This window comes from Micrococcus luteus NCTC 2665, from assembly GCF_000023205.1.
Classification (GTDB): Bacteria; Actinomycetota; Actinomycetes; order Actinomycetales; family Micrococcaceae; genus Micrococcus; species Micrococcus luteus.
Map to the genome: position 1 here is coordinate 1,091,040 of NC_012803.1, position 25,352 is coordinate 1,116,391.

24 protein-coding genes, 2 tRNA genes and 1 pseudogene are annotated in these 25,352 nt (G+C 69.9%); 24 read left to right on the top strand and 3 right to left on the bottom strand.

Going from position 1 to position 25,352, the window contains the following annotated elements; translation table 11 throughout:
- Positions 1-26 precede the first annotated feature (26 nt).
- The 13 genes from rplU (at position 27) to MLUT_RS16635 (ending at position 11,640) form a co-directional block, all read left to right on the top strand.
- A complete protein-coding gene (rplU, locus tag MLUT_RS16575; RefSeq protein WP_002853919.1) occupies positions 27-332 on the top strand; it encodes a 50S ribosomal protein L21 in 306 nt (101 codons plus the stop codon).
- Positions 333-383: 51 nt separating this feature from the next.
- A complete protein-coding gene (gene rpmA, locus MLUT_RS16580) occupies positions 384-641 on the top strand; it encodes a 50S ribosomal protein L27 (protein ID WP_002853915.1) in 258 nt (85 codons plus the stop codon).
- 169 nt (positions 642-810) lie between these two features.
- Entirely contained in the window at positions 811-2,358 is a 1,548-nt protein-coding gene (gene obgE / locus MLUT_RS16585) for a GTPase ObgE (RefSeq protein WP_012750848.1), read from the top strand.
- A 3-nt stretch (positions 2,359-2,361) separates the two neighbouring features.
- Positions 2,362-3,567 carry a glutamate 5-kinase gene (gene proB / locus MLUT_RS16590; RefSeq protein ID WP_012750849.1) on the top strand — a complete coding sequence of 402 codons (1,206 nt, stop codon included), beginning with the start codon at positions 2,362-2,364 and terminating at the stop codon, positions 3,565-3,567.
- 72 nt (positions 3,568-3,639) lie between these two features.
- The gene (locus MLUT_RS16595; protein WP_010078834.1) at positions 3,640-4,989 is read left to right on the top strand and encodes a glutamate-5-semialdehyde dehydrogenase; all 1,350 of its coding nucleotides are present in this window, start codon (positions 3,640-3,642) and stop codon (positions 4,987-4,989) included.
- Between the two features lie 79 nt (positions 4,990-5,068).
- Positions 5,069-5,290: a hypothetical protein gene (locus MLUT_RS16600; RefSeq protein WP_010078833.1), complete on the top strand. Its 222-nt coding sequence runs from the start codon at positions 5,069-5,071 to the stop codon at positions 5,288-5,290.
- A gap of 74 nt (positions 5,291-5,364) precedes the next feature.
- The gene (nadD, locus tag MLUT_RS16605; protein WP_010078832.1) at positions 5,365-6,012 is read left to right on the top strand and encodes a nicotinate-nucleotide adenylyltransferase; all 648 of its coding nucleotides are present in this window, start codon (positions 5,365-5,367) and stop codon (positions 6,010-6,012) included.
- The gene (gene rsfS, locus MLUT_RS16610) at positions 6,009-6,434 is read left to right on the top strand and encodes a ribosome silencing factor (protein WP_002853902.1); all 426 of its coding nucleotides are present in this window, start codon (positions 6,009-6,011) and stop codon (positions 6,432-6,434) included. The genes nadD and rsfS overlap by 4 nt, the downstream gene beginning before the upstream one ends.
- Positions 6,435-6,447: 13 nt before the next feature.
- Entirely contained in the window at positions 6,448-7,113 is a 666-nt protein-coding gene (locus MLUT_RS16615; protein ID WP_010078831.1) for a histidine phosphatase family protein, read from the top strand.
- A gap of 121 nt (positions 7,114-7,234) precedes the next feature.
- Positions 7,235-7,307: transfer RNA gene (locus MLUT_RS16620), tRNA-Ala, on the top strand.
- Positions 7,308-7,437: 130 nt separating this feature from the next.
- Positions 7,438-8,022: a hypothetical protein gene (locus MLUT_RS16625; protein ID WP_155116183.1), complete on the top strand. Its 585-nt coding sequence runs from the start codon at positions 7,438-7,440 to the stop codon at positions 8,020-8,022.
- 245 nt (positions 8,023-8,267) lie between these two features.
- Positions 8,268-9,278: an AAA family ATPase gene (locus MLUT_RS23335; protein ID WP_012750850.1), complete on the top strand. Its 1,011-nt coding sequence runs from the start codon at positions 8,268-8,270 to the stop codon at positions 9,276-9,278.
- Positions 9,271-11,640 (top strand): S8 family peptidase, encoded by a 2,370-nt coding sequence (locus MLUT_RS16635; protein WP_197712590.1) that lies wholly within the window; start codon positions 9,271-9,273, stop codon positions 11,638-11,640. Before MLUT_RS23335 ends, MLUT_RS16635 begins: the two co-directional genes overlap by 8 nt.
- Before the next feature lie 12 nt (positions 11,641-11,652).
- Here the strand turns inward: MLUT_RS16635 and MLUT_RS16640 are convergent, their stop codons facing one another.
- A complete protein-coding gene (locus MLUT_RS16640) occupies positions 11,653-12,915 on the bottom strand; it encodes an ISL3 family transposase (protein WP_010079362.1) in 1,263 nt (420 codons plus the stop codon).
- Between MLUT_RS16640 and MLUT_RS23910 the strand changes: the two genes are divergently transcribed.
- The 5 genes and pseudogenes from MLUT_RS23910 to MLUT_RS16655 form a co-directional block, all read left to right on the top strand.
- Complete coding sequence (locus MLUT_RS23910; protein ID WP_162497514.1) at positions 12,854-13,237, top strand: hypothetical protein; 384 nt, start codon at positions 12,854-12,856, stop codon at positions 13,235-13,237. The two genes, MLUT_RS16640 and MLUT_RS23910, sit on opposite strands and share 62 nt — an antisense overlap.
- 274 nt (positions 13,238-13,511) lie before the next feature.
- Entirely contained in the window at positions 13,512-13,814 is a 303-nt protein-coding gene (locus tag MLUT_RS23970; RefSeq protein ID WP_197712591.1) for a transposase, read from the top strand.
- The gene (locus MLUT_RS23915) at positions 13,811-13,957 is read left to right on the top strand and encodes a hypothetical protein (protein ID WP_010078826.1); all 147 of its coding nucleotides are present in this window, start codon (positions 13,811-13,813) and stop codon (positions 13,955-13,957) included. The genes MLUT_RS23970 and MLUT_RS23915 overlap by 4 nt, the downstream gene beginning before the upstream one ends.
- A 105-nt stretch (positions 13,958-14,062) precedes the next feature.
- Entirely contained in the window at positions 14,063-15,316 is a 1,254-nt protein-coding gene (locus tag MLUT_RS16650) for an IS256 family transposase (protein ID WP_012750851.1), read from the top strand.
- A gap of 56 nt (positions 15,317-15,372) precedes the next feature.
- Positions 15,373-16,059: pseudogene (locus MLUT_RS16655) on the top strand (IS3 family transposase); the annotation flags it as partial.
- A gap of 466 nt (positions 16,060-16,525) precedes the next feature.
- Here the strand turns inward: MLUT_RS16655 and MLUT_RS16660 are convergent.
- On the bottom strand, positions 16,526-17,656 hold the full coding sequence (locus MLUT_RS16660) for an oxidoreductase (protein WP_012750852.1): 1,131 nt from the start codon (positions 17,654-17,656) through the stop codon (positions 16,526-16,528).
- Positions 17,657-17,823: 167 nt separating this feature from the next.
- Between MLUT_RS16660 and MLUT_RS16665 the strand changes: the two genes are divergently transcribed.
- Both MLUT_RS16665 and MLUT_RS16670 read left to right on the top strand, forming a co-directional pair.
- Positions 17,824-17,896: transfer RNA gene (locus MLUT_RS16665), tRNA-Ala, on the top strand.
- Positions 17,897-18,142: 246 nt separating this feature from the next.
- A complete protein-coding gene (locus tag MLUT_RS16670) occupies positions 18,143-19,222 on the top strand; it encodes a hypothetical protein (RefSeq protein WP_010078820.1) in 1,080 nt (359 codons plus the stop codon).
- A 94-nt stretch (positions 19,223-19,316) separates the two neighbouring features.
- On the opposite strand, the gene MLUT_RS16675 is transcribed toward MLUT_RS16670, so the two are convergent.
- The gene (locus MLUT_RS16675) at positions 19,317-20,009 is read right to left on the bottom strand and encodes a TetR/AcrR family transcriptional regulator (protein WP_010078819.1); all 693 of its coding nucleotides are present in this window, start codon (positions 20,007-20,009) and stop codon (positions 19,317-19,319) included.
- A 162-nt stretch (positions 20,010-20,171) separates the two neighbouring features.
- Between MLUT_RS16675 and MLUT_RS16680 the strand changes: the two genes are divergently transcribed.
- From MLUT_RS16680 to MLUT_RS16695, 4 genes are all read left to right on the top strand, one after another.
- Positions 20,172-21,704: a flavin monoamine oxidase family protein gene (locus tag MLUT_RS16680; protein WP_010078818.1), complete on the top strand. Its 1,533-nt coding sequence runs from the start codon at positions 20,172-20,174 to the stop codon at positions 21,702-21,704.
- 26 nt (positions 21,705-21,730) lie between these two features.
- Positions 21,731-23,392, top strand: coding sequence for an APC family permease (locus tag MLUT_RS16685; RefSeq protein WP_010078817.1), 1,662 nt, complete (start codon positions 21,731-21,733; stop codon positions 23,390-23,392).
- Complete coding sequence (locus MLUT_RS16690) at positions 23,389-24,774, top strand: NAD-dependent succinate-semialdehyde dehydrogenase (protein WP_010078816.1); 1,386 nt, start codon at positions 23,389-23,391, stop codon at positions 24,772-24,774. The genes MLUT_RS16685 and MLUT_RS16690 overlap by 4 nt, the downstream gene beginning before the upstream one ends.
- A gap of 199 nt (positions 24,775-24,973) precedes the next feature.
- A complete protein-coding gene (locus MLUT_RS16695; RefSeq protein WP_010078815.1) occupies positions 24,974-25,285 on the top strand; it encodes a hypothetical protein in 312 nt (103 codons plus the stop codon).
- Positions 25,286-25,352 lie beyond the last annotated feature (67 nt).

Below are 25,352 nucleotides of genomic sequence, written 5' to 3' on the forward strand. Positions count from 1 at the left end.
GAAACGTCGAGAGAAGTGAGTCCCAAGTGGTGTACGCGATTGTCCGCGCTGGCGGCCGCCAGGAGAAGGTTTCCGTCGGAGACCTCGTTACCCTTGACCGCGTTCCCGCTGAGACCGGTGGCTCCGTCGAGCTGCCCGCTCTGATGCTGGTGGACGGGGACGAGGTCAAGGCTGGCGCCGATGCCGCCGGTGTGAAGGTGACCGCCGAGGTCGTCTCCCACTCCCGTGGCAAGAAGGTCGTCATCATGAAGTACAAGAACAAGACCGGCTACAAGAAGCGCCAGGGCCACCGCTCTGAGCTGTCCACGGTCAAGATCACCGGGATCGCCTGAGCCGTCACCGGCACCGGCGAAACCGAGCATCCGAGAGGTTAGGCAACAGCAATGGCACATAAGAAGGCCGGCAGTTCCTCGAAGAACGGCCGCGATTCGAACCCGCAGTACCTCGGCGTCAAGCGCTACGGCGGCGAGGACGTCAACGCCGGCGAGATCATCGTCCGCCAGCGTGGCACCAAGTTCCACCCGGGCCGCAACGTCGGCCGCGGCAAGGACGACACCCTCTTCGCGCTGTCCGCGGGCTCCGTGGCCTTCGGCCAGCGCCGCGGCCGCAAGGTCGTGGACATCGTCCCCGCCGCGGAGTGATCTGACACTCGTGCGGTCTGCGTGCGGACCCTCGCCCGGCGAGGACACCCGCACCCCCTGACGCCCCGGCGGGGGCGGGCCCGGCATCCACCGGACCCGCCCCCGCCGTCGGCGTCTCCGGCCCCTGGGCCGTCTGAGTCCGATCCCTCCAGCCCCTAGGAGCACTCCCATGGCAGCCTTCGTGGACCGCGTGGTCCTCCACCTCACCGCCGGCAACGGCGGGCACGGGTGCGTCTCCGTGCATCGCGAGAAGTTCAAGCCCCTGGGTGGCCCCGACGGCGGGGACGGCGGCGACGGCGGTGACATCACCCTCGTGGTGGACTCGCAGACCACCACGCTGCTGGACTACCACCACGCCCCGCATCGGTCTGCCGAGAACGGCCAGCCGGGCATGGGCGACCACCGCGAGGGCAAGAACGGCCAGTCGCTCGTGCTGCCCGTGCCGGACGGCACGGTGGTCAAGGACGAGCAGGGCAACATCGTGGCCGATCTCGTGGGGGAGGGCGCGACCTACGTCGCCGCCGCCGGCGGTCAGGGCGGCCTCGGCAACGCGGCCCTGGCCTCCGTGAAGCGCAAGGCGCCCGGCTTCGCGCTGCTCGGCCTGCCGGGGGAGAGCCGGGACCTGACGCTCGAGATCAAGACCGTGGCGGACGTCGCGCTCGTGGGCTTCCCCTCGGCCGGCAAGTCCTCCCTCATCGCGGCCCTGTCTGCGGCCCGTCCCAAGATTGCGGACTACCCGTTCACCACGCTCGTGCCCAACCTCGGGGTCGTGCAGGCCGGCGACGTGCGCTTCACCGTGGCCGACGTCCCGGGCCTGATCCCCGGTGCCTCGGAGGGCCGCGGCCTCGGCCTGGAGTTCCTGCGCCACGTCGAGCGCTGTGCCGCGCTCGTGCACGTCCTCGACTGCGGCAGCCTCGAGTCCGACCGCGACCCGATCGCCGACTTCGAGGCCATCGAGGCCGAGCTCGAGGCCTACGCGGTGGAGCCCGTCTTCTCCCAGGGCGGGGAGGGCGTCGTGCCGCTGAACGAGCGGCCCCGCCTCATCGCCCTGAACAAGACCGACCTGCCCGAGGGCGCCGCGATGGCGGACATGGTCCGCGACGAGCTCGAGGGCCGTGGCCTGCGGGTCTTCGACATCTCCGCGCTGGCCCGCGAGGGCCTGGACGCCCTCAAGTACGCCATGGCCGAGCTCGTGGCGGAGGCCCGTTCCCGGGTGGTCGAGCCCGTGCCGGCCGCGCCCGTCGAGGTGCCGCGCCGGCATCGCCGCCGCGGCGAGCGGGCCGAATTCACGATCCGCCGCGAGGAGCGCAACCTCGAGCCGCTGTTCCGCGTGCGCGGCGAGAAGCCCGAGCGGTGGGTGGCCCAGACGGACTTCCAGAACGACGAGGCGATCGGCTACCTGGCGGACCGGCTCCAGCGGGCCGGCGTCGAGGACGGCCTGTTCAAGGCCGGCGCGAGGCCGGGTGACGCCGTGGTGATCGGCGACGACGTCACGGGCGTGGTCTTCGACTGGGAGCCCACGCTGTCCGCGGGAGCCGAGCTGCTCGCCGGGCCCCGTGGCACCGACCTGCGGCTCGACGAGCGCACCCGCGCGACCCGCGCGGAGAAGCGCGCCGAGCAGGATGCCCGCCGGGCCGCCCGTGCGGCGACCCGGGCCGAGATGGAGGCCGAGCGACGCTCCGGCCTGTGGACCGACACCGACGATCGAGAGGGATGATCCATGTCCGTGCGGCGCACCGTCGTCACCCGCTATCCGACCCCCGCCACGCGCGGCTCTGAGGACCCGCAGGCCAACCCCGTGACCTCGCGGGAGACGATGCAGGCCGCACGCCGAGTGGTCGTGAAGATCGGTTCGTCCTCGTTGACCACCCCGGACGGCCTGGACGTGGCGGCCATCGACCGGCTCGTGGACGTCCTCGCCGCCGAGCGGCAGAAGGGCACCCAGGTGGTGCTCGTGTCCTCCGGCGCCATCGCGGCCGGCTTCCCCCACCTCGGGCTGGGCCGACGCCCCAAGGACACCGCCACCCAGCAGGCCTCGGCGGCGGTCGGCCAGAGCAAGCTCATGGCGCACTACACCACGAGCTTCGGCCGGCACGACACCGAGGTGGCCCAGGTGCTCCTGACCGCCGAAGAGCTCATGCGGCGCACCCAGTACACGAACGCGCACCGCGCCCTGTCGCGGCTGCTCACGCTCGATGTGATGCCGATCGTGAACGAGAACGACGCCGTGGCCACGCGCGAGATCCGCTTCGGCGACAACGACCGCCTCGCGGCCCTCACCGCCAACCTCTGCAAGGCGGACCTGCTGGTCCTGCTCTCGGACGTGGACGCGCTCTACACGGGCCACCCCTCCCACCCGGACGCGCGGCGCATCCCGGAGGTCACCTCGGACGACGATCTGGCCGGCGTCGACGTGCGTGTGCCCGGTTCCGCGGGCGTGGGCACGGGCGGCATGGTGACCAAGGTGGACGCGGCCGGCATCGCGGCCACCACCGGCATCCCGACCCTGCTCACCTCGGCCGCGAACGCGGGCGCCGCGTTCGCGGGGGAGGACGTGGGCACGTGGTTCTCCGCCACCGGCCGCCGCCGGTCCGCACGCGCGGCGTGGCTCGGCCTCACGGCGGAGGTCCGGGGCCGGCTCGTCATCGACGACGGCGCGGTGGCCGGGGCGATCGACCGCGGCCGCTCCCTGCTGGCCGCGGGCATCACCGGCTGCACGGGCGACTTCACGCCGGGCGACGTCGTCGAGATCGTGGACGCGCACGGCCGGGTGCGGGCGCGCGGCCTCGTGCAGTACTCCTCGTCGCAGCTGCCCGCCATGCTCGGGCGGACGACCGCCGACCTCCGCCAGGACCTCGGCGCGGGCTACGACGGCGTCGTCGTGCACGCCGACGACTGGGTGCGTCTGACTCCGCCGCAGCGCTGACCGGCACGGGCTCCGGCCGAGTCGACGGACCGGGCCTCGTGCCTCGTCCGGGGCGCTCGATAGGCTGGCGGCATGCAGACCACCGAGAGCACCGCACCCCAGGATCAGTCCGGCCGCCAGGACGCCGAGGCGCCGAGGCCCGAGGTCGAGGAGGCCGTCCGCCAGCGGGCCGAGTGGGCGCGTCAGGCCGTGCCCGAGCTGGCCATCGCCGGCCGCGCCCGCAAGGACGCCGTCCTGCGCCACATGGCCGAGGCGCTGCGCGCCAACACGGCCGCGATCCTCACGGCCAACCGCGAGGACCGCGGCCGGGGCCGCGAGGCCGGCACCTCGGCGGCCATGCTGGACCGCCTCAAGCTGGACGAGGCGCGCGTCGAGGCGCTGGCCCTCGCCCTGGAGACCCTGGCCGGCCTGCCGGACCCCGTGGGCACCGTGGTCCGCGGCGGTCCGCTGCCCAACGGCGTGCGGATGAGCCAGGTGCGGGTGCCCCTGGGCGTCGTGGGCGCCGTGTACGAGGCCCGTCCGAACGTCACGGTGGACATCGCCGGCATCGCCCTGAAGTCGGGCAACGGCGTGATCCTGCGCGGCGGCTCGGCCGCGGAGTCCACCAACGCGGTCCTGATCCAGGTGCTGCGCGAGGCGCTCGTGGACCAGGGCTTCGACCCCAACATCATCCAGGGCATCGACGACCTCGGACGTCCCGGCGTCGCCGCGCTGATGGCCGCCCGTGGCGCGGTGGACGTCCTCGTCCCGCGCGGCGGCCGTGAGCTGATCCAGCGCGTGGTCCGCGAGGCCCGGGTGCCCGTGATCGAGACGGGTGAGGGCAACGTGCATCTGTACGTGGACGCCTCCGCACCCAAGCAGATGGCGGTGGACATCGCGCTCAACTCGAAGACCCACCGCACCTCCGTGTGCAATGCGGCCGAGACCCTGCTGCTCCACCGGGACGCGGAGGAGACGGGCCGAGAAGTGCTGCGCGCCCTCACCCGTGCCGGCGTGCTGCTGCACGTGGACGAGGCCGCGCGGGCCTGGCTGCCCACGCTCGCCGACCGCGGCGACCGCGCCCGGGACGCCGTGGACGCCACGGAGGAGGACTGGGGCACCGAGTACCTGGACATGGAGATGGCCGTGCGCGTCGTGGACTCCCTCGACCAGGCGATCGAGCACATCGGCCGGTGGTCCACGGGCCACACCGAGGCCATCGTCACGAACGACCTGGCCGCGGCCGAGCGGTTCATCACCGAGGTGGACGCCGCGGCCGTCATCGTGAACGCGTCCACGCGCTTCACCGACGGCGGCGAGCTCGGCCTCGGCGCCGAAGTGGGCATCTCCACCCAGAAGATGCACGCCCGCGGGCCCATGGGCCTGGAGGAGCTCACGACCACCAAGTGGATCCTGCGCGGCGACGGGCAGATCCGCCGCTGAGCCGGGCTACGATGGGCACCAGGACCCCTTCGGCCCGGCCCCGGCCCGGCCGCCTGACCCGCTGCACCGAGGAGCATCCATGCTGAACACCTCCCTGATCCTGGCCGCCGCCGAGGGCCACCACGTCGTCAACGAGCTGCCGATGGACCCCATCTGGTACGGCCTGCTCGTCTTCGCGCTGCTGATGGCCGCCCTGGCCGCCACCATGTCCATGCGCTCCCGCGCGCTGCGCCTGCCCGAGCCCACCACCGCGGTCCAGCACCACGGCACCGGCCGCGGCTCGCACACCTCCGGTCACTGACGTCTCACCGGCCCGCCGCGTCGTCGCCTCCGCCGGGGGCGACGCTGCGGGCCGTCCGTTCGTCTCCTGAGCGCATGACCGTCGCCTCCCGCACCCCCGTCACCGCGCCCACCGCCGGGCGCGCTCGCCGTCCGCGCCTCGGCATCATGGGCGGCACCTTCGACCCGATCCACCACGGGCACCTCGTGGCCGCCTCCGAGGTGGCCGCCGAGTTCGAGCTGGACGAGGTCGTCTTCGTCCCCACGGGCCAGCCGTGGCAGAAGTCGGACCGGCAGGTCTCCCCGGCCGAGGACCGCTACCTCATGACCGTGGTGGCGACCGCCTCCAACCCCCGGTTCACCGTCTCCCGCGTGGACATCGACCGCCCCGGCGCCACCTACACCGTGGACACGCTGCGGGACCTGCACCGACTGCACCCGGACGCCGAGCTGTTCTTCATCACCGGCGCGGACGCCATGGGCCAGATCCTCACGTGGAAGGACGTGGACGAGCTCTGGGGCCTGGCGCACTTCGTCGGTGTCACCCGTCCCGGCCACGACCTCTCGGACATGGGCCTGGGGGATGACGTGTCCCTGATGGAGATCCCCGCCATGGCGATCTCCTCCACGGACTGCCGGGAGCGCGTCCGCCGGGGCCGGCCCGTCTGGTATCTCGTCCCGGACGGCGTCGTCCAATACATCGCCAAGCACCACCTCTACGTCTCGGAAGAGGAGACCTCGTGACCGTTCCCCAGACCACCCTGGACGCCCTCACCACCGCCGCGGCCGCCGCCGCGGACAAGCTCGGCACGCACATCGTCGCGTTCGACGTCGCCGAGCGGCTCGGCCTGACCGACGCCTTCCTGATCGCCTCCGGCGCCTCGGAGCGTCAGGTCAACGCGATCGTCGACGGCGTCGAGGAGGCGCTGCTGAAGGACGAGCAGCTCAAGCCGCTGCGTCGCGAGGGCCGGTCCGACGGCCACTGGGTGCTGCTCGACTACGGGCACTTCGTGGTGCACGTCCAGCATCGCGAGGACCGCGAGTTCTACGCGCTGGACCGCCTGTGGAAGGACACCCCGGCGATCGACCTCGGCCTGCCGGAGGAGAGCACCCGCCCGGACGCGGCCGCCCAGGACGACGGCGCCTCCGCCTCGCACGCCTCCTGAGCGGGGCCGCAAGATGCGCCTGATCCTGCTGCGACACGGCGAGACCGACTGGAACGCCCTGGACCGCTACCAGGGGCACACGGACATCGAGCTGAACGCCGAGGGGGAGCGCCAGGCGCGCCGCGCCGCCGGCGGGCCCGTGGGCGACCTGATCGAGGACGCGGAGGAGCTCGTGGCCGTGTGCTCCCCGCTGGCCCGGGCGCGGCACACGGCCGAGATCGTCCTCCAGGCCCGCGTCGGCGCGGCATCCGTGGCCCTCGACCCGGAGCTGGTCGAGCTGGCCGGGGGAGAGTGGGAGGGCCTGGAGCTCAGTGCCATCGCGGAACGCTGGCCGGACGAGCACCGCCTCTGGCGGGCCGAGCCGGCGCTCGACGCCGGCCCCGTCGGCGGGGAGACCCTGCGCGGGGGCGGCGGGCGGGCCCTGCGCGCGCTGCGCGGACACGTGCCCTCGCACTGGGGGGACACCCCGCGCGACGGGGGCGCCCAGACTCTGCTCGCCGTGGCCCACGGTGCGCTGATCCGCGCGGCCACGGGGCTGCTCCTGCGTCACGAGGGCGAGGCCTTCGCGGCGATGGAGCGGATCGGCAACGCCCGCGCCGCCGTGCTGCAGGGCGCGTTCGCTCCCGACACCGGGGCCGAGGGCTGGGGCGACTGGACCCTCGAGGGCTACAACATCTGAGGGCGCCTCGGCCCGGACGCCGATTTGGTGCCCGCGCGGGGACCGTGTACGCTGGTCGAGTTGCCAGCGAGGCGAACGGGCCGGAAACGGCGCGTGAACATCGCGGGTGACGCCCACATCTGGGGGTATGGCGCAGTTGGTAGCGCGTCTGCATGGCATGCAGAAGGTCAGGGGTTCGAATCCCCTTACCTCCACCGCACGCACAAGGCTCGAACCCTTGCCAACGGAAACGTCGGTCGAGGCTCGGGCCTTGTGTGCGTCTGCGGCCCAGGTCAGAGCGTTGGCGTTGACCTGCGGATCGAGCAGCATCTCGAAGGGCCGGTTGTGCTCGACACGCAGCTCGTTGTCCTCGTCGATGAAGACCTTCGTGAAGAACGCCTGATTGTACAGCCGCCGGCTGGTGTCGTCGCACCGGGTGTAGATGTCGGCGCAGTTGGCGAGCAGCCCGAGGGCGTCGTCGAGGTGGGCGCGGGCGTCGGCGTAGTCACCGAAGTGCGCGTCGATGCGACGGGTCACCTGGTCGAGTTCGGGGACGATCCGGTCCTGCTCGCGCTGGAGCACGGAGAGCGGGATCGCATCGGCGTAGTGCGCCTGCATGAGCCGGTCCTGCTCGCTTTCGAGCCGGTCGCGGTTGGTGGTGAGGCGTTCCAGTTCCTCGGTTTCGGCGGCCATGAGCCGGTCGAACTCGTGGTGGAGCATGCTCGCGAGTGCGTCCTGCTGGGCGGGCGTGATCTGGACGCGGGTGTAGTAGTCCGCGACAAGTTTCTCGACGTCTTCGATGAGCATCGCCTGGCGCGTGCAGCAGTCCCGGGCGCCGCCCGAGTCGGCTGCGCAGAAGATCGACGCTGCGAGGGCGCGAGCCACGCTCACGCAGGCAACCGACGTCGCCGGTACGCGCGCGGGACGTAGCGGGCCTCGGCCGGTCGAACACAGATCGCTCGGCCGCTCGCTGTAAGTCCCGTGGCAGGCGGGCGATCTGCGGAGGGTAGCGTCGTCCACCTGCCTGAAACCGAACCCGTGCCGTGGGCGGAGGGAGCATCTGGCACGACCTTGTCTCTCTCGGCAGGTGCTCCCCGCAGCGAGAGGTCGCTACCGGTACACTTTGAAGATCACCACCCGGCTTTAGAGGCGTGCCACTGAGAGGAGGTCCCCTGATGGCGACCAACGATCAGCTCAAGGCACTCGTAAAGAGCCACGCCGACGGGGACGACCCGCAGTTCTACTCGGTGGCCATGCAGGTCGCAGCCAAAGCCGCGCGCGCTGGGCAGTCGAAGTTCGCCCAGGAGCTTCGCGACCTCGTCAACGACCTCCGTGAGCGATCTGGCCAACGCGCCCGCATCGCCGCCGTGGTTCCGTTCGCTCAGCCGAAGGGTGAGCTCGGGGCGCTGCTGAACGTCTCGTACCCCGAGGCCAGACTGAGCGATCTTGTGCTCACGGACAAGCTTCATGAACGACTGACGCACGTACTGCTGGAACAGCGACAGCGTGACGCGCTGGCACGACATGGCCTGACCCCTGCGCGGCGCCTTTTGCTCACTGGGCCGCCAGGCACTGGGAAGACATCTACTGCGCGCGTGATCGCGGGCGAACTAGGACTTCCGCTGTTCTCGATCAGACTGGATACAGTGCTGACGAAGTTCATGGGAGAGACTGCCGCGAAACTGCGTCTTGTATTCGATGCGCTCGCCGAGACTCGTGGTGTCTACCTCTTCGACGAGGTTGACGCACTCGGTGGCGACCGCGCCGCACAGAATGACGTAGGGGAGATTCGTCGAGTACTCAACTCGTTCCTACAGTTCCTCGAGGAGGACACGTCAGACAGCGTCATCATTGCTGCAACGAACCATCCCAGCCTGTTGGACAACGCACTGTTCCGTAGGTTTGACACCGTGATGGACTTCGCTCTGCCGGACGACGCGGCAGTGGAATCAGTTATCAAGAACCGGCTCGCGTCGTTCCACATCTACAACCTGAGCTGGTCACGAATCATCCCAGCAGCTCGTGGTCTGAGCCACGCTGAGATCGCGACAGCCGCCGAGAACGCCGCTAGCGAACCGTCCTTGGTGGACGCACCCAAGTGCGTACCGATGATGTTGTCATCGCTTTGGAAGAACGTCCGCGCTCCAAGCGTCGGACTGACGGGGCGAACTAGCGGAGATGGCTGAGCGAGACCGTCCGCACATCCTGGTGCCCACGCCGCCCGCGTCTGAGTCCTTCACGCCTATCACGACGCCGGTGACGAGCCGAGGTGGTGGCTTTAGCGGGAGCCGGAGCGAGCACGGGAAGCGCCTGACTCAAGAGTTCGAGGCCGCCTGGGCGCCCCCAGTAGATGAGCCTGAAACCACGGGCACATACCTCACCTTCGCCTCCTTTCCCGGCCTCGACCTGATGTTCGAGAGCTTGGAGTCGCGTCGGCCTGGTGCCCAGCCAGAGCTTGTTGCTGTCCAACAGGAATTGACCCCAGCAGGCGAGATCGCAAACGCGACGGTCTTCATCCCCGAAGGGCAGAAGGAGTTCTTCCTCAAGAAACTTGAGCAGTATGTCGAGACGGCCGAGGTCGCAGAAGGGAAGCCGAAGCACGCGGCTCTTATCGAGGGTATTGCCTCGATCCGTCGCGCAACGATCCGAGAGCTGTGGACGGACCCTGCGGACGAGTACCCGACTAGCCCCACCGAATCCCGCTGGTGGGAACTTTGGCTCAGAGCCCTTGACGGCCAGGAGTACGCCCGACTGACGGCGTACGCCCAGTTGCATAACCTCCCTGTGAGCGACCACTACCTCGGATTCGGTGACCGAACGGTCGTGCTCATCCGCGCCACGAGTGAACAACTCGCGATGACCTTCCGGAGCATCGACGACATCGCCGAGCTGCGTCGCCCACACGAAGTAGCCTCGTCCCTTCCAGGGTTATCAGCATTCGAACAACGCGACTGGGTGCGCGAGTTGCAGTCTCGCGTCGAACACGCTGGAACCGACGCTCCCGCGGTGTGCCTCCTCGACCGTGGCGTGCAAGCCGGGCACCCGCTACTGGAAGACTCACTCGCAGCCGACGACCTTCACGCGGTTGAGCCAAGTTGGCGCAAAGATGTGGCGATCCACGCCCACGGCACCGAGATGGCTGGACTTGCGCTCTATGGAGACCTGCAAGCCGCAGTCGGCGCTCAGCACCGCATCCGTCTGGAGCATCGGCTCGAATCAGTGAAGCTGCTCCCTGACACTGCGGACAACGATCCCGATGTGTACGGGGCAGTGACAGCGAGAGCGGTCGATCAGCCCGAGATTTCAGCACAGAATCGGGCCCGGGTGTTCATGCTGGCCATCACTGCACCTGCCGCTGCGCCAAACCCAGGGCATCGTGTCGAGGACCGTCCGAAGCAGGAGTCCGGGCGTCCGACGGCGTGGTCCGCCACGCTCGATGCCCTGGCCTTCGGCCGTGCGATTGATGACAGCGCCCCCAAGTTCACCTACCTGAACCGAGACGAGGAGCCCACGCCCCGGCTCTTTGTCGTTTCCGCTGGCAACATCCGTGACGTGCGCGCCGAGGACAATCACCTTGATCGTAGCGATGCGGAAGGAGTCGAAGACCCGGCACAGTCGTGGAACGCGCTCGCGGTTGGAGCCTACGCGGAGCATGACGCGATGGATCACGCCCCTGACGTCTTTGCAGGATACGTGCCGATCGCAGCCCGTGGTGAGCTATCACCCACCAGTCGGACTTCGGTTTCCTTTGATCAGAAGCGGTGGCCGTTCAAGCCGGATGTCGTCGCACCTGGTGGGAACCTTGCTCGGACCCCTGACGGCTCAGGGGTAGACACACCTGAGAACCTCGCGATCCTCACCACTCGTCTCCAGCACCCTGGCGAGGGATTCTTTACGACCACCCGGGATACCTCGGCTGCCACGGCCCAGGTCTCGGCTATCGCAGCCGACATCCTGGCCGCCTACCCTCACTTGAGGCCCGAGACAGTCCGCGCCCTGATCGTCCACTCTGCTGAGTGGACGGACGCGATGCAAGCGCGAATCACTGCCGCGCGCACAAAGGGAGCAGCGGTCAACTTGCTTCGTCGCTACGGGATGGGCGTGCCCAGCCTGGAACGCGCTACCCGCAGCGCAACCAATGCGCTGACGCTGGTGGACGAGGCCGTCATCCATCCATATGAGCGTGACGGCAATTCCAGCAGTGGGAAAGCGCGCGAGATGAACCTGCATCGCCTGCCGTGGCCCATCGACGAGTTGTCCGCGCTTGGAGAGACCGAAGTTCGGCTGCGCGTCACCCTCTCGTACTTCGTAGAACCAAACCCATCGAGTCGCGGCTGGACGGGCCGATACGTCTACCCCTCTCATGGGTTGCGCTTCGCGATGAAACGACCCGAGGACAACCTTGACGCGTTCCGCCAGCGCGTCAACAAGCAGGCACGCGATGAAGGTGAGAAGCCACTGGCCCTCAATACCGAGAGCGGTTGGCTTTTCGGCCGTGACCAGCAGACCTCGGCCGGATCACTCCACACCGATATTTGGCTCTCCTGACTGATCCGTGGGTCATTTCCGGCCCGGTAGGACGGGTCGGTGGCCGCCGAGGTTGAGCATGGCCAGGGCGATGAGGGCTTCGGGGGACTTGAAGCCGAAGGCGACGCGGGTGATGAGCCGAATCTTCGTGTTCACGGACTCGATACGTCCGTTGGACAGGCCGTGCTCGATCGCGGCGAGGATCGAGGCCTTGTGCTTGACGATGCGGCGTTGGAGCTCGACGAAGGCGGGGATGCGGCAACGTCGGGCCCAGCCGATCCAGCGTTCCAGGGCCGTCTCGGCCTCGTCGGCGGGTAGCTGGAAGACCAGGCGCAGTCCTTCCTTGAGCAGGTAGGCCCGGTGCAGGCGCGGGTCGGTCTTGGCGACCCAGGCGAGCTTGGCCTGCTGCCGGGTGGTGAGGTTCTCGGGGTTCTTCCACAGCGCGTACCGGGCGTGCTTGAGCGCCTTGGCGTGCCCGCCGGCCCGCCCGGCCCGGCGCTGCCGGACCGCGCCACGGGCCTCGTTCCACGCCTGGCGACGGACCTCGTCCAGGGCCTCGGTGGCCCACTTGACGATGTGGAACGGATCAGCGCACCGCACCGCGTTCGGGCACCGCTCGGCGACCACGGCGGCGATCCAGTCCGCCCCGTCGGCGCTGACGTGGGTGATCTCGGCGCACCGGTCGGGCCCGAGGGCCTCGAAGAACGCCGCCAGGGTCGCCTTGTCCCGGCCCGGGGCGGCCCAGACGAGCCGGCCGGTGTCGTGGTCGACCACGATCGTGAGGTAGCGGTGGCCCTTCTTGTAGGAGATCTCATCGATGCCGATCCGTCGCAGGCCGGCGAACCGGTCGCCGAGGGCCTCCACGTCGGCCCAGACCCGGGTGATGATCGCCCCGACGGTGCGCCAGGCGATGCGCATCAGCTCGGTGACCGCGGACTTGGAGCACTGCGTGGCCAGCCAGGCCACCTGCTCGTCGAACACCACGGTGTGACCGGCCCCGTGCCTGGCCCACGGGACGGCGGCCACCGTGGGACCGTGCTCGCGGCAGGCCACCCGCGGGGCGTCGGCCTCGAGGTAGACCTGCACCGTGCCCAGATCCAGCGCCCGCCACCGCCGCCGACCCTCGCCACGGTCGTACCCGGGCGACCTGCGCCCGCACCGCCCGCACCGGCCACGCACTCGAGCCCGGGGACGGACATGAGCCACCAGGAGCTGGTCGTCCTCATCGAACTCGATGCCCTCCACGACCGTCTTCTCGACGCCCAGCAAGGACCGCCATAGGCTTGCGTTCCGCACGCCGTTCTCCGCCCTTCAGGTAACTGACCTCAACAGCCAGAAACCTAGGCAGAGAGCGGCGTGCCCTCGTCAACGGCTCGCCAGAACACCCACGGAAGCGTCAGGAGAGCCCGATATTTGGTCGGGGTCGGCCGCTGACCTCGCGGCCAAAGAGGCTGTCGTTGTGTACCCCGTCGCAGGTTGGTGGAAGAACCGGCCGAAGCTGGATCAGAGCGACAAAGGCGTCAACTACTCGCTCGTCGTCAGCATCGAGGCCCCCGAGGTGGAAGTCGACCTCTGGACACCGGTCTACCAGCAGGTGGCCGCAGTGATTGAGGTCTGACAGCGAAACCCGATCCTGCAGTGTGCATGAACGCGGACGTTCACCTCGACAACGTTGACCGGGAGCCTTGATGGATACGCGCCGAGTCCCGTGACATGGGATCCTGGGGATCGGATGCTGTGAGGGCCCGCCCGCCCTCGTGACTGAACGATCTCATTTCCGTCGGTTGGCGCGGGCGCGTCAGATCACCCGCATGCGCGACAACATAAGCGAGGGGACTGCTGCACGGATAGGTGACATCTGATCTGTGACGCTGTGAGGCGTTGCTGGAAGGATGAACACCGTGCCCAAGCCCTATCCCCAGGAGTTCCGCGACGACGTCGTGCGCGTCGCCCGCAACCGTGAACCTGGCCAGACCATCAAGCAGATCGCCGCGGACTTCGGCATTGCCGAGTCCTGCCTGCGCAACTGGATGCGCCGGGCGGACGTGGAAGAGGGCTCCACACCCGGAACGAGCGCCGCCGAGCACGCCGAGCTCCGGGAGGCCAAGAAGCGCATCCGGCTGCTGGAGCAGGAGAACGAGGTTCTGCGCCGGGCGGCGGCCTATCTGTCCCAGGCGAACCTGCCGGGAAAATGAAATACCCGCTCGTCCGTGAGCTGGCCGCCGTCGGGATCCCCGTCACGGTGACGTGCCGGGTCCTCAAGCTCACCCGCCAGCCCTACTACCGCTGGCTCGCCACCCCGGTCACCGACGCCGAACTGGAGTTGAGTCCCGCATAGTGGTATAGCGCCCGGTGGTCGGGCGTGTCGTCTCAGACGTGGACGCGGCCACCGTGTGATCCGTCGAGTCAACCTTCCACAGAATCCTCGAATGGAGTCATCACGATGACCGCTCCTCATATTCTCGACCCTGCCGGCCTGCTCGGAGAAGCCCTGTCTGAAGCGTCCCCGGACATGATGCGCCATCTGCTGCAGACCATGATCAACACCTTGCTGTCCGCGGATGCCGACGCGGTGGTCGGTGCCGAATGGGGCAAGCCCAGCTCCTCGCGCACTGCTCGGCGGAACGGGTACCGCCACCGGGACCTGGACACCCGGGTCGGCACCCTGGACGTGGCCATCCCCAAGCTCAGATCGGGCACGTACTTCCCGGACTGGCTACTTGAACGCAGGAAGAGAGCGGAGTCGGCGCTGATCACCGTGGTCGCTGACTGCTACCTCGCCGGGGTCTCGACCCAACGGATGGACAAGCTGGTCAAGACTCTGGGCGTCAACGCCCTGTCCAAGTCCCAAGTCTCCCGGATGGCCACCGAGCTCGACGAGCAGGTCGAGGCCTTCCGCCACCGCCCGCTCGGGGTGGCCGGCCCGTTCACGTTCGTGGCCGCCGATGCGCTGAGCATGAAGGTCCGCGAGGGCGGGCGCGTGGTCAACGCCGTGGTGCTGCTGGCCACCGGGGTCAACGCTGACGGCCACCGCGAGGTCCTGGGCCTGCGGGTCGCCACCTCGGAGACCGGGGCGGCGTGGAACGAGTTCTTCGCCGACCTGGTCGCCCGCGGCCTGGCCGGGGTCCGGTTGGTCACTTCTGACGCCCACACCGGACTCAAGGACGCCATCGCGGCGAACCTGCCCGGAGCGACGTGGCAGCGCTGCCGCACCCATTACGCGGCGAACCTGATGGGCATCACCCCGAAGAACATGTGGCCGGCCGTGAAAGCCATGCTGCACTCGGTCTATGACCAGCCCGATGCGGCCAGCGTGCACGCGCAGTTCGACCGGCTCCTGGACTACGTGAGCGAGAAGCTGCCCACCGTGGCTGAGCACCTCGACGCCGCCCGGGCGGACATCCTGGCCTTCACCACGTTCCCGAAGGACGTCTGGACGCAGGTCTGGTCGAACAACCCGGCCGAGCGGCTCAACCGGGAGATCCGCCGTCGCACCGACGCGGTGGGCATCTTCCCCAACCGGGCGGCCATCGTCAGGCTAGTGGGTGCGGTGCTGGCCGAGCAGACCGATGAATGGGCCGAGGGTCGACGCTACCTCGGTCTCGAAGTCCTGGCCCGCTGCAGGCTCACCACCGTGACCAACACCGGAGACGAGGTGGACCCCGACACCGAACTCACCCTCGGCCTCAGCGCCTGACCCCCATGAAGGATCAGACCGCTACACCATCACGAGGGGCTTGACCCGAACTGGCCGAGGCGTACCTGGCCAACGCGTTGTTCGACGCCCATCGCGACGACCCCGAGTTCGGCTACCGGTACCTGGCCGATGAGGCCCGAGACGCCGGCCACGCCGCGTGTGACCGGACGATGTGGCGGGTGTGCTCGGCCAACGGCTGGTGGAGCGCGTTCGGCAAGAAGCGCGGCAAGAACGGCAAGAAGCCGGGCCCACCGGTCCACGACGATCTGGTGAAACGCGATTTCACCGCCGACGCCCCGAACGAACTCTGGTTGGCCGACATCACCGAACACCGCACCGGTCAAGGCAAGCTCTACCTGTGCGCGGTCAAGGGCGTGTCCTCCAACCGGATCGTGGGCTACTCGATCAGCGACCGGATGAAGTCGCGCCTGGCCGTGAATGCGCTAAACAATGCCGTGGCCAGACGCACCGAGGTGGCTGGCTGTATTCTGCGCACAGACCGCGGATCGCAATTTCGGTCCAGGAAATTCGTCCGCGCCCTGCACCACCACGACATGGTCGGTTCGATGGGCAAGGTCGGTGCCGCCGGTGACAACGCGGCCATGGAGAGCTTCTTCGCGCTGCTGCAGAAGAACGTCCTGGACCGTCGCACCTGGGCCACTCGCCAGGAGCTGCGGATCGCGATCGTCACCTGGATTGAGCGGACCTACCACCGCCGGCGCAGGCAGACAGCCCTGGGCTGATTGACTCCCGTTGAATACGAGACCATCATGACCGCACCGGTCGCTCAGGCAGCCTGACCCACCCTGTCACCTATCCGTGCAGCAGTTCCCACCTCCCGCCGGATGAGGTGGGTGGCGACCGTGCGGCGGTTCACTCCGAACACGGATGCCAGCTCCACGAGCGTCGCGCCCCTGCAGTACTGCGCCACCCGATCGTCGACCTGCTCGGGGGCGCAGCAGGGTTTGAGCCATCCCAAGTGATCGCACCACTCGACCCCTGGAATCGGAAACCGTAGGCTCAGAGGAGCGCTGGTCCTGGTTGTAGAAGCCCCGTGACCTGCGCAAAGACAAGGTTTTCAGGTGTGGGCAGGGGTTCTCAAACTCTCTACGGAGGTCCACCAGTCAGAAGGCCCGGTCCATACGGACCGGGCCTTCGTCGTCGTCGGGCTCCCGTGCGGGGCCGGGAGGCGACCGCCACCCCGCGACATCACCGCGGTTCTGCACTGCGGTGATGTCGCTCCGCCGCGGTCGGTGCGGGGGACACGCCGGGGTACGCGGCGCACTCCGCCGCCGTGAGTGCGGGTTCCACCGCACGGCCCTCCCGCGCCGAGGCGACGGCGGCCTCGAGCACCGCCATCACGGCGACGGCCTGGTCGGGGGTGGCGGCGTCACCGTTCGGGCGGCCCAGGATCGCGTCGCGCACACCCGTGTAGGACCGCTGCTGGGCTCCGGTGGGCGCGGGGACGCGCTCGGTGTTCCCCTCCCCGTCGTGCAGGAGGATCGGGTCGGGGTCGACACCCCAGCCCTCGGAGCCGGGGAGCAGACCCGCGTGCAGCTGCGCCTCCTGCTGATCCGGCAGTTCCTTCACCGCGGAGCCGCGCGTGCCGTGGACCGCGAAGCGCGGGCTGCCGCCGGCCACGAGCATCGACGCCTGCAGGACCACGCGCCGGCCCGGGTACTGCAGCACGCAGTGCGCCCAGTCCTCGACCGGGGCGCCCGGACGCAGGGCCGCGAGGTCGGCGTCCACGCGTTCGGGGACACCGAAGAGCAGGAGCGCCTGGTCGACCAGGTGCGGTCCGAGGTCGAACCAGATGCCGCCCCCGGGCACCGCGGCTTCCCGCCAGCGGTCCCGGACGGTCGGGCGGAAGCGGTCGATCCGGGACTCGAGGTGGACGACGTCCCCGAGCCGGCCGGAGCGGACCAGCTCGGCGATGCCCAGGAAGTCGCTGTCGAAGCGGCGGTTCTGGAACACCCGCAGCACCCGCCCGGTCTCGACCGCGAGGTCGCGAAGCTCCCGCGCCTCGGCGAGACTCAGCGTGAAGGGCTTGTCCACCACCACGTGCCTACCCGCCCTCAGGGCCGTGCGCGCGAGCGGCGTGTGCTGGTCGTTCGGGGCGGCGATCACCACGAGGTCCACGTCGTGGCGCGCCAGGATCGCGTCCACGTCGGGCACCACGACGACGTCCGGCAGATCCGCGTGCACCGCGTCCGGGCGGCTCGAGGCGACATGGGTGAGCACGAGACCCTCCGTGGCGCGGAGCAGGGGGACGTGGAACGTCTTCCCGGCGAACCCGTAGCCGATCAGCGCTGTGCGGATCGGTGCGTCGGTGGGGGACATGCAGGACCTCCTGGGCAGGCGGCGGGCTGGGGGTGTCTCCTGCACGCTAGGCCGTGGGGCGGCGGCGGTCCATCGACGTCGCCGGCCGGTTTGCGCGGTTGTCGCAGGCCGGGTATTCTGTTCAGGTGCTCCGGCCGGTCCGCCGGAAACGGAGTCACCACCCACCTGGGGGTATGGCGCAGTTGGTAGCGCGTCTGCATGGCATGCAGAAGGTCAGGGGTTCGAATCCCCTTACCTCCACCCGTCAGAAGGCCCGGTCCGTGCGGACCGGGCCTTCGTCGTCGTGACGGCCAGCTCGCCGTCGAGACCCGCCGGTCACGGCCGGGTTGCGGTCCCGCGTCGATCACGCATCGACGTCGCACAGCCCTTTCACGGCAGGCTCTCGGCGGACAGACTCGAGGCGTCCCCACCCGTGGAGCCCGGAACGCCGGTGCTGCAGAGGCGGGGGCCGCCGGCTCTGTCCGGCCGACTCAGTGAGGAGTTGCCATGTCCGTCATCCGTACCCGTCGTCCCTCCCTCCGTCACCTGCCCGCCGCCGTCGCCGCCGCCGGCCTCATCACCACCGTCGCCCTCGCCGGCCCCGCCGCGGCCTGGGACGACGCCCATGGCCCCCAGGCCGGCTACTTCCAGGCCGTCGACCACGAGAACGTCACCGCCGCCTTCTTCCAGACCTACGACGGCTACGACCCGGAGGACCTCACGCTCACGATCACGCCGGTGGCCGAGGACGGCACCCGCCTGGAGGGCGGTCAGGAGGTGGAGTTCACCGCCCTGGACGTCATCGACGGCGGCGCGGTGGACGTCCTCGAGACCCGCCGCGCGCTCGGCGCGGCCGGTGAAGGCCTCGTGCGGTACGACGTGGAGGTGGACGGGCAGATGCTGACCATGGGCATCACGCTCCAGGCGGACGCTGATCTCGCCGACGATCAGGGGGCGGCCGTGCACTCCGTCGACGGACCGCAGACGGGCCACCTCGGGGACCGGCCCCTGGCCTGGGACTCGGCCATGCAGTTGGCACCTGGGGTGGAGGGCGCCGAGATCGTTCACCTGGTCGCCGCGCCGACGATGGAGAACACCTACGCGGCGGTCGTGGCCGAGCCGGCCCACGGTGAGGTCTTCGCGTTCCGTGACTCGGAGCACTCCGAGCTCCGTGCCTGGTACATCCCCGACGAGGGCTTCGTCGGCACGGACACCTTCACCGTCGACTTCCACAGCGACCATGTCGCCCATGTCCAGACCGTCACCGTGCATGTCGGCGAGGAGATCCCCGCCGCGTACGACGGCTTCCTCGATGCCGAGGACGGCGTCCTCAATGGGAAGCCGCTCGACCTGACCGACCCGCACACCGCTGCGGCGCTCGCCGCGTTCCGGGGCGACGAGGCCGCCCCGGCTCCGGAGGGCGCGGAGAAGCAGCCCGCTCCGGTCGAGGACGACGCCGACGAGCAGCACACGACCCCGGACACCGTCGAGACGGGGCAGTCCACCGGCTGGTGGCTGGCCGGCCTCGGCGCCGCCGCCGCGGGGGTGCTGGTCGCGGCCCGCCGTCGTCTGGGACTGACCGACTGACAGCCCGCCGCACACAGATCCGTTGACGCGCCGCTCCTCTCACGCGGAGGGGCGGCGCGTCCGTGCCGGCATGACACGCGGCCGGCAACCCGCGTCAGTCGCCGAGGCCCGCCAGCAGCAGGTCCAGTCCCTCCTCGAAGGGTGCGTCCGCGTAGGGGTTCCGCGCCCCCGTCGCGCGCGTGCCCCCGCCCGCCCGGAAGGCCTCGGCGGCCGCGCCGAGCGCGGGCAGGCGCTCCTGCGCCCCCGCCACCTCGAAGATGTCGGCCGGAGCGTCGACGTCGTACGCGGAACCGTAGATGAAGGACTCGAGCGCGATCACCCGGGCCAGCACCTGCTCCGGCGCCAGGCCGGTCCGGGCCAGCACCGCGCACACCGTCTCGTAGACCCGCTGCGTCGACGGGGCTCCCTCGATCGGCAGGGTGGCGATGAGCGGGATCAGCGGCGGATGGGCCGCGAAGACGTCCCGGTAGGAGCGTGCCCACGCCCGCAGGGCGGCGACGACGGGCGCCTCGCCCCGGATCGCGGCCTCCAGCTCGACGAGCGAGACCTCGCCCATCACGGCGTCCTGCAGCAGGACGAGCAGCTCGTGCTTGCCCCGGATGTGGTTGTAGAGCGCGCTCGGCGCCACGCCCAGGCGACGGCCGACCGCCGCCATGGTGAGCCCTTCGTATCCCTCGGCGCGGGCGACCGCGAGCGCCGCATCCGCGATCGCCTCGCGGCTCAGAGCGGGGGAGAGAGGTCGTCCGCGGCGGCGGCGCGTCCGGGGCGGTTCAGGGGTCTCGTCCATCCGGCCATTCTGACCCGTCGGACGGGCAGGAGGTGTCAGGCCGGCCACGGACCGGCCTTCCCTTCCCGGCGCGCGGCCCGTACAGTGAGCGCCGACACTCTAAATGAACGGCATTCACCCGGGCCCCGCCCGATGCCCCCGTCCCCGCCAGAGGAGCACCCCATGACCACCGCCCCCGCCACCGCCGGCCGCGAGCGCCGGACGAGCGACGTCGTCGTGATCGGCGCCGGCCCGGCCGGCCTCATGGCCGCCCGCACCGCGAAGGCCCAGGGCCTGTCCGTCACCGTCCTGGAGGCTCGCCGGCGCGTCGGCGGCCGCACCTGGAACGGCCTGGTCGAGGGCGCCGACGGCAAGGACCACTTCATCGAGATCGGCGGCCAGTGGATCTCCCCGGACCAGACCCGCCTCATCTCCCTGGTGGAGGAGCTCGGCCTGCCGACGTTCTCCCGCTTCCGCGACGGTCGCAACGTCTACGTGGACCCGCGCGGAGAACGCCACGTCTACGACGGCCTCGACTTCCCGGTAGCCGAGAAGACGGACCGGGAGATGGACCGCCTGATCGCCAAGATCGACGAACTGACCGCAGAGATCGACGCCGCCGCCCCGTGGGAGCACCCGCGGGCCGCCGAGCTGGACACGATCTCCTTCCGCCACTGGCTGGAACAGGAGTCGGACGACCCGGAGGCCATCGACAACGTCTCCATCTACATCGCCTCCGGCATGCTGACCAAGCCCTCCCACACCTTCTCCATGCTCCAGGCGCTGCTCATGGCCGCCTCGGCGGGGTCGTTCCGCAACCTGGTGGACGAGGACTTCATCCTGGACAAGCGCGTCGAGGGCGGCATGCAGTCGGTGTCCCTGACCATGGCCGCCGAGCTGGGCGACGACGTCGTCCTCGGCCAACCGGTGCGCACCCTGCGCTGGGCCGAGCCGGACCCGTCCACCGCGGACGAGAAGAACGGTGTGGCCGCGGACGTGCGCAACGGCGTGGCGCACGACGGCGCCGCCGGCGACGTCGTGGCGCTCACCGACGACTACGAGGTGCACGCCCGCTACGCGGTCCTGGCCGTCCCGCCGAACCTCTACAGCCGCATCTCCTTCGAGCCGCCGATGCCGCGCGAGCAGCAGATCGCGCACCAGCACATCTCCATGGGCCTGGTCATCAAGGTGCACGCCGTGTACGAGACCCCGTTCTGGCGCGAGGAGGGCCTGTCCGGCACGTGCTTCGGTGGCGGCCGTCTCGTCCAGGAGATCTATGACAACACCAACCGCGGCGAGAACCTGGCCGGCGGCGCCCCGGGCGAGGAGGACCCGCACGGCACCCTCGTCGGGTTCGTGTCCGACGTGTACGCGGAGCAGATGTGGGCCCTGCCGGAGGAGGAGCGCAAGGCCGCGATCCTCGGCGCCATGGCCGAGTACCTCGGCCCCCGGACTCTCGAGCCGATCGCGTTCTTCCTCTCGGACATGGCCGCCGAGGAGTGGACCCGAGGCGCCTACGCCACCAGCTACGACCTCGGTGGGCTCTCCCGCTGGGGCCACCTCCAGAACCGCCCGACCGGCCCCATCCACTACGCGTGCTCGGACATCGCCGCCGAGGGCTACCAGCACGTGGACGGCGCGATCCGCATGGGCGAGGCCGCCGCCCTGGCCATCGCCGAGCGGGAAGCCACCGACGCGGGGCAGCCCACCGGCTGACCGGCCCGACGGACAAGGACATCCTCATGAGCGCATCCACCCCACGACGCCGCGTCGTCGACGATGAGGGACACGAGCACGTGTACCCGACCACCTCCGCCATCGAGCAGGTCAACCTCCTCAACCCGGGCGGGGTGAGCAACAAGGGGCTCCAGGCCGGCAAGGTCGGCCTGCTCGGGGCCGTGGTGATCGGCGTCTCCGTCGTCGCCCCCGCCTACACGTTGACCTCGGGCCTCGGGCCGACCATCAGCACCGTCGGCACCCACGTGCCCGCGATCCTGCTGCTCGGCTTCATCCCGATGCTCCTGGTGGCCCTCGGCTACCGGGCGCTGAACACGCGGGTGCCGGACTCCGGCACGTCCTTCACCTGGGCCACGCACGCCTTCGGGCCGTATGTCGGGTGGATGGGCGGCTGGGGTCTCATCGCCGCCTCCGTGATCGTGCTGTCCAACCTGGCGGCCGTCGCCGTCGACTTCACGTTCCTGCTGCTCGCCCAGATCACCGGGAGCCAGGCCATCGCGGACCTGGCCGGCAACCTGTGGGTCAACATCCCCCTGACCCTGGTGTACCTGGCCCTGGCCGGATGGATCTCGCACCGGGGCATGGAGACCACCAAGCACCTGCAGTACATCCTGGTGGCCTTCCAGATCCTGGCCCTCGGCGCGTTCGCCGTCGCCGCCCTGATGCAGTCCTCCCGTGGCGCGGGCTTCGACCCCACTCCGGTGCAGCTGGACTGGTTCAACCCGTTCACCGCGGGCGACTTCAGTGTGGTCGCAGCCGGCGTCTCCCTGTCCATCTTCCTGTTCTGGGGCTGGGACGTGACCCTCACGATGAACGAGGAGACCAAGGACCCCGAGCGCACCCCCGGCCGGGCCGCCGCCGTCACCGTGTTCGTCATCATCGCCGTCTACATCCTGTCCGCCCTGGCCGTGATCTCCTGGGCGGGCATCGGCTCCGAGGGCCTGGGCGCGGGCAATCCGGAGAACCAGGAGTCGATCTTCGCGGTCCTCGCCGGCCCGATCCTGGGCCCCTTCGCCGTGATCATGTCCAGCGCGATCCTCGTCAGCTCCCTGGCCTCCCTGCAGTCCACCATGGTCTCCCCGGCCCGCACCCTGCTGGCGATGGGCTTCTACCGGGCCGTGCCCGCGCGCTTCGCCGAGCTGAGCCCCCGGTTCAACAGCCCGGCCTTCGCGACCTGGGTGTGCGCGGGCTTCGCCGGCCTCTTCTACGTCGTCACGCGGCTGCTCTCCGAGAACGCCCTGTGGGACACCATCACCGCCCTGGGCCTGATGATCTGCTTCTACTACGGCATCACCGCCCTGGCCTGCGTCTGGTACTTCCGCCGCGAGTGGTTCACCTCGGTGGGCAACGCCCTCACCACCTTCCTGTTCCCGCTGATCGGCGGCCTCGTGCTGCTGGTGATGTTCTGCGTGACCGCGCTGGACTCCACCGACCCCGACTACGGCTCCGGCTCGTCCGTGTTCGGTGTCGGCACCGTGTTCATCCTGGGCATGGGCGTGCTGGCGATCGGCGTGGTACTGATGATGTGGACGCGGCTGCGCCACCCGGCCTACTTCCGTGGCGAGACCCTGCCGCAGACGGACTCGACCCGACCCATCCCGATCATCCGTCCGGACGACGACGGCACTGCCGTGGTCCGGGACCCGAACGAGAGGACCCACTCATGAGCACCCCCACCGGCTATCGCGTGCAGGACCCCAGCACCGACCAGGTCGTGGAGACCTTCCCGACCCTCGCCGACGGTGAGGTCGACCAGCTGCTGGCCGCCGCCGAGGCCGCCCAGCGTGCGTGGGCCGCCCGCCCCATCGAGGAGCGCGCCACCATCGTGCACAAGGTCGCGGACCTCTTCGAGGAGCGCAAGGACGAGCTCGCGCAGATCATCGCCACCGAGATGGGCAAGCGCGTGACCGAGGGCGTCGAGGAGGCGGAGTTCAGCTCGGCCATCTTCGGCTACTTCGCGGACAAGGGCCCCACCTTCGCCGCGGACCGCCCCATCGAGACCTTCGAGGGCGGCCGCGCCATGATCCGCCACCTGCCCCTGGGTGTGCTGCTGGGTGTCATGCCGTGGAACTTCCCGTACTACCAGATCGCCCGTTTCGCCGCGCCGAACCTCATGCTCGGCAACGCGATCGTGCTCAAGCACGCCGAGATCTGCCCGCGCTCGGCCCTGGCCGTGCAGCAGATCATGGACGACGCCGGCGTGCCGGCCGGCGTGTACACCAACGTGTTCGCCACGCACGACCAGATCGCCGAGTTCATCGCCGACCCGCGCGTGGCCGGCGTCTCCCTGACCGGCTCCGAGCGGGCCGGCTCCGTGATCGGCGCGCTCGCGGGCCAGCACCTCAAGAAGGCCGTCCTCGAGCTCGGCGGGTCGGATCCGTACATCGTGCTCGACGCCGAGGATCCGGCCGAGGCCGCCCGCACCGCGTGGGCGACCCGCATGTACAACATGGGCCAGGCCTGCAACTCCAACAAGCGCATGATCGTCACGGCGGACATCCACGACGCCTTCGTGGCCGAGCTGGTGTCCCTGGCCGAGGCCATGAAGCCCGGGGAGGCCGCCGACGAGGACCCGACGGTCTTCACCCCGCTGTCCTCGCGCGGTGCCGCCGAGGGCCTGGCCGAGCAGGTGGAGCGGGCCCGTCAGCAGGGGGCGACGGTCCACGTCGGCGGGACCGTCACGGACGAGGCGGGCGCCCGCTTCGCCCCGGCCGTGATCACGGGCGTCACCTCCGAGATGGACGCCTACCGCGAGGAGCTCTTCGGCCCCGTCGCCGTCGTCTACAAGGTGGAGTCCGCGGACGAGGCGCTCGCCCTCGCCAACGACTCCCAGTACGGCCTGGGCGGCGCCGTGTTCTCCCAGGACGAGGCTCAGGCCGAGCGGATCGCCCGGCAGCTCGAGGTCGGCATGGCCAACGTCAACACGCCGGCGGGAGAAGGGGCGGAGATCCCGTTCGGCGGCATCAAGCGCTCCGGCTTCGGCCGCGAGCTCGGCCCGCTCGGCATGGACGAGTTCGTCAACAAGCAGACGTACTTCGTCCAGGACTGACACCCCCACGACGACGACGGGCCCGCCTCCGGTGACTGGAGGCGGGCCCGTCCGCGTCCCGCCGGCGTGGCGGGAGCGATGAGTCAGTGACGCGCCTGTCACACAGCGGGTTCTCGGCTGGCGCGCCCTTGTCCCTTCAACCGGGGCGCGGCCATCATGAACGGGATCCCCGTCGAGAACTGCAGAATCGAGATGTCTGATGTACCCCACCCCGATGACGTTCGACGTGGCGCGCGCCGGCCGCGCTCTCGCCCAGGTCAGTGCCCGCACCCTGGCCACCGCGGCCGGCCTCGAGAAGGAGCAGCTGCGCCGCTTCGAGAAGGGGCTGGCCGACCTGCGGGTGGACGAGCGTCTGCGTCTGGAGAAGGCCCTGCTGAAGTACGGCGTCGGGCTGGTCCCGGAGGACGAGTTCGGCGGCGCGGGGGTCCGCCGGATCTTCTCCGCCGAGAAGTCCCGGCGCATCAAGGCCATGGAGAACGAAGGCGGCCCGGCGTACGAGGACGACATCTGAGTCCTGTGCCGACAGGCGGACGGCCCCGCATCCCGGACAGGGATGCGGGGCCGTCGTCGTCGGTCCG